Here is a 4,431-nt window from a genome sequence, read left to right as displayed (position 1 = left end):
GAATCTCTGGAACCTTTAACTTTATGTTCGTGTTCCAAGCAGAACATAACATTCTGATGCACCCCTTCCATATGTTAGGTGTTGCTGGTGTGTTCGGCGGTTCCTTGTTCAGTGCAATGCACGGTTCGTTAGTAACTTCTTCCTTAGTGCGTGAAACCACTGAAATCGAATCTCAGAACTACGGTTACAAATTCGGTCAAGAGGAAGAAACCTACAATATCGTTGCCGCTCACGGTTACTTCGGACGCTTAATCTTCCAATACGCTTCTTTCAATAATAGCCGTTCTCTGCACTTCTTCTTAGGTGCATGGCCGGTAATCGGTATCTGGTTTACGGCAATGGGTGTTAGCACCATGGCGTTCAACCTCAACGGTTTCAACTTCAACCAGTCGATTCTCGATTCTCAAGGTCGTGTAATCGGTACTTGGGCCGATGTGCTGAACCGCGCTGGTATCGGTATGGAAGTAATGCACGAGCGCAACGCTCACAACTTCCCCTTAGACTTAGCTAGTGGTGAACAGGCTCCTGTAGCTCTAATTGCTCCCGCTATCAATGGTTAATTCCTAGTCTGAACGAAAAGGCACTCCTGCGAGGGGGTGCTTTTTTGTTGTTAGAATTATGATAAGCGTTGCTGAATTAGGCGATGATTTGATAATTTTGGATTGATCATCCTGAAGTCTTTTTTTGGATTGTTAGAACTATCTGTAAACATTAGAGTTCTTGCATAATTAATTTTTGATAGTTTAAAAATGAGAAGAATAGGCATAAAATTGCATAAAATCCCTGAATAGAGCATTTAATTGATTAATGATCATTCTTAATTCTCCTGACTACTGATACTAAATCCAGTTATTAAAAACTGATTATTTATTCCCCTTTGCCTTTTGCCTCTCCTCATAACTAGCCTGTACTCAACGGATTTAGTATGACTACTGGCTCGTGACTCCTCACCTAAGGAAAGATTTTTGATTTTTGCAAGAGATCTAATCTATCGATTTTGATCCCTAAAAGCTGACAGCGGACGGCGGAAATTAATTGCGGTAAAAAGAACAAAAATGATTACAATCGATACAAAATATCAACGACTAGGATTAAATGGCTACTCATATTGTTACTGGTGTCGCGGGTTTTATAGGTTCTAACTTGGCACAAAAGCTTTTAGAACAAGGAGATCAGGTGATCGGTATCGATCAATTTAACGATTATTACGACCCCAGTTTAAAGCACAAAAATGCCCATATTCTAGCCAAATATCGCGAATTTAAGTTAATTGAAGCGGATATACAATCCCTCGACTGGAGACAACTGTTGCAAGGAGTAGAAGTATTATTCCATCAGGCAGCCCAAGCAGGAGTCAGAGCAAGCTGGGGTGATGGATTTCGTCAATATACCGAAAGGAATATAAATGCTACTCAAATTATCCTTGAGGCCGCTAAGGAAACCCCTTCTTTACAACGGATGGTTTTTGCTTCCACTTCCTCGGTGTATGGCAATGCGGAAACGATGCCGACTCCGGAAACCCTTTGTCCCCAACCAGTTTCACCCTACGGCATCACCAAATTAGCGGCAGAAAGACTCTGTTGGCTATATCACCAGAATTTTAACGTTCCCGTCACTGCCTTGCGTTATTTCACCGTTTATGGACCGCGGCAACGTCCCGATATGGCTTTCCATAAGTTTTTTCAAGCCGCGATCGCGGGTAAACCAATCGGCATCTACGGGGATGGCAAACAAACCCGCGATTTTACCTTCATTAGCGATGCTGTAGCCGCTAATTTAGCCGCTGCCGTCGTGCCGGAAGCGGTGGGTGAGGTGTTTAATATTGGTGGTGGTAGTCGCGTGGTTTTGCTGGATGTCTTGGATACCATGGAAAAAGTCATCGGTAAACCGATCGAGCGACTGCATCAAGGATTGGCCCGCGGAGATGCCCGTCACACCGCCGCCGATGTCACCAAAGCGCGTACTATTCTAGGTTATAATCCCCAAGTCTCTTTAGCCGAAGGATTAGCCCAAGAATGGCAGTGGATTCAGGGATTATATTGTTAAGTTAATTAGGGTCTGTTGAAAAAGTTTGTTGGTGGGGGCAGGGTGTGGGGTGTAGGGTGTAGGGTTTTACCCATTTTCAGGGGGTCAATTACCTAATTTTCAGGGAAAAAGTGTCTAAATTTCCCCCCCGATCACTCCCATGCCCGGCACTTTTTGATTTCAAAAAGTCTAAAAGTCTTACCCAACAAGGTTTTTAGCTTTATTCAGCAAACCCTACATATATAACCTATCAGGTAAGGGAGGGAGACACTCCTTTTTCCCATTGCCAGATGGAACCTTGGCACGAGACAAGAGAATCGAGTCGCCCCACCCTACCGTTCCTATTTTCGTTTTTTCAGGCTAGAAGCTAACCCTAATCCTCCTAATCCCAACAAGGCAACTACGGAACCTGGTTCAGGGACGCTAGTAGCAGTCCCCTCAAGGCTAAATTGGTAAGGCCCACCCGTAGGATCAGTGTCCCAAGATGCTGATTGATCTGAACTGAAAACGTAACCATCACCAATCGTCCAACCGGGTAGTCCTGTTTGATTGAAAGATTTAGTATAACCCCAATAATACTCCCCTCCACCAGTTGTACCACTGACTAACCAGTAAGTGGTATTAGCGGCTAATGCTTGCGGAGTAGCCAAGGTAAAGGTGTTATTGGTGAGAGTGGTAGTAATGGGAGTAGGGTTAGTAAAATTCGTTATCACAGTGCCAGGTTGTCCACTGTTGTCGCTATAGAGACGAACAAACAAGTCGGTACTGGCGCTGAATTCTTGGAACAAAAGAGTAGCAGAATTAAGGTTATAACTGCTACTGCCAGTGGTAAAGCTTGATCCTTGCCACAAGTAGTCAAAGGTTATACCTCCTGTGTCTGAATTTGATTGACTTAAGTTCTCAACGAGGGTAACAGCATAAGCTTGTTGCCCTAAGCCCAAAGAAAGAAGGAGAGCAAGGCTACCTCCCCCGATTTTTGCCAGAATTTGCTGATTTTTGGTCATTTTTGGAACTCCTAAAGACAAAAAGGGTGAAATTGGCCTTGATTGATGGTCTATCTTCTGAGCATCTGCTCGGAAAATAAACTTTGTGGTAACTTAGCACAGATTCCTCGTTTTTGGGAAAAAGTAGAGTGACCTAACCCCCAAAATCTCTTTCCTTTGCAAGGGAAGGTAGGAAGATGGAAAATTAGTTAACCTTTTGGCGATTGCTAGATGACTAAAAATAAAAGAGTGCTGATTTTAGGGGGAACAGGGGAAGCGGCGGTATTAGCGGCTAAAATTGCGGCAATTCCGGGTATAGATGCCATCGCTTCCTTTGCCGGTCGCACGAGAGAACCGATTACTTTCACAACTCCCTCTCGCAGGGGGGGGTTTGGTGGTGCCACTGGGTTAGCCAATTATCTGCGGCAAGAAGGCATTGATTGTTTAATTGATGCTACCCATCCCTTTGCCGCACAAATTTCCTTTAATGCCGCTCAAGCCGCCTCGGATTGTGGTATTCCTCGATTAATGTTAAGTCGTCCAGCTTGGGAAAAAGTATCTGGAGATAATTGGATTGAAGTAGAAAACAATCAAGCGGCGGCGAATATTTTACCAGAGTTAGCACCGAGGATATTTCTCACTATTGGTCGGCAAGAACTGGCAAGTTATGCACATTTAAACAATATCTGGTTTTTGATGCGGATGATTGACCCGCCGGAACCAGATGTCATCGTACCGATTGGAAAATTATTGTTGGAAAGAGGGCCTTTTTCCTTGCAGTCAGAGCGCTCTCTTTTACAAGAATATAAGATTGGGGCGATCGTGAGTAAAAATAGCGGCGGTGATGCCACTTACGCCAAAATTATCGCCGCCAGAGAGTTGGGAATAACCGTGGTCATGGTACAACGTCCACCTGTACCCGAAGGAGAAAAAGTGGCTGATGTTAAAAGTGTCCTAGCATGGTTAGAAAAAAGATGGCTCTCTTGATGAGACCTCTTGCAAAAATCAAAAATCTTCCCTTAGGTGAGGAGTAGGGGGCTAGTATATTAGTAAGTAGTCGTGCAAAATTGATTTCTTGGTTAGGATAGGCACTCATGCAATAGGCAATAGGCAAAAGTTTTATCGAAATGTGTAATTAATTTTGCTTAGGTACTTATAATAGACTGGAACTTAATATAGCACTTTTCACATCACTGAGGTATCGAAAAGTTTTGCCAACAAAGGGTTTAAGCCCCTTGCCTATGACTCATGCTAATGAAAACTGCTATAGTATAACAGATAATAGTCTAATAGTTTGGCTCTTCTAGGTTCTGTGTGATAAGTTTAACTTACATAGGATCGATCAATCTTTGTGTCCTTTGTGTCTTTGTGGTTCGTTCCACCCCCTCGCTAGGAGAAATGTATCTTAGAATACATTTTACCC

The 4,431-nt window shown here is 43.5% G+C and carries 3 protein-coding genes and 1 pseudogene; 3 read left to right on the top strand and 1 reads right to left on the bottom strand.

Features of this window, described 5'->3' with window-relative positions:
- A pseudogene (locus IQ224_RS21850) lies at nt 1-560 on the top strand (photosystem II q(b) protein); the annotation flags it as partial.
- A 535-nt stretch (nt 561-1,095) separates the two neighbouring features.
- On the top strand, nt 1,096-2,046 hold the full coding sequence (locus IQ224_RS21845) for an NAD-dependent epimerase/dehydratase family protein (RefSeq protein ID WP_084990066.1): 951 nt from the start codon (nt 1,096-1,098) through the stop codon (nt 2,044-2,046).
- A gap of 320 nt (nt 2,047-2,366) precedes the next feature.
- On the opposite strand, the gene IQ224_RS21840 is transcribed toward IQ224_RS21845, so the two are convergent.
- Nucleotides 2,367-3,029, bottom strand: coding sequence for a choice-of-anchor R domain-containing protein (locus tag IQ224_RS21840; RefSeq protein ID WP_002741896.1), 663 nt, complete (start codon nt 3,027-3,029; stop codon nt 2,367-2,369).
- A gap of 210 nt (nt 3,030-3,239) precedes the next feature.
- Between IQ224_RS21840 and IQ224_RS21835 the strand changes: the two genes are divergently transcribed.
- Nucleotides 3,240-3,995 carry a cobalt-precorrin-6A reductase gene (locus IQ224_RS21835; protein ID WP_036399851.1) on the top strand — a complete coding sequence of 252 codons (756 nt, stop codon included), beginning with the start codon at nt 3,240-3,242 and terminating at the stop codon, nt 3,993-3,995.
- Nucleotides 3,996-4,431: the final 436 nt, after the last annotated feature.

Source organism: Microcystis sp. LEGE 00066 (genome assembly GCF_015207925.1).
Lineage (GTDB): Bacteria > Cyanobacteriota > Cyanobacteriia > Cyanobacteriales > Microcystaceae > Microcystis > Microcystis ichthyoblabe_A.
The sequence above is the reverse complement of the archived record's forward strand: the minus strand, read 5'-3'. Positions and strand labels throughout refer to the sequence as shown.

Excerpts from the sequence above, each read along its gene's own strand:
- IQ224_RS21840 (WP_002741896.1), bottom strand. The coding sequence starts at position 3,029 with ATGACCAAAAATCAGCAAATTCTGGCAAAAATCGGGGGAGGTAGCCTT.
- IQ224_RS21845 (WP_084990066.1), top strand. The coding sequence starts at position 1,096 with ATGGCTACTCATATTGTTACTGGTGTCGCGGGTTTTATAGGTTCTAAC.
- IQ224_RS21835 (WP_036399851.1), top strand. The coding sequence starts at position 3,240 with ATGACTAAAAATAAAAGAGTGCTGATTTTAGGGGGAACAGGGGAAGCG.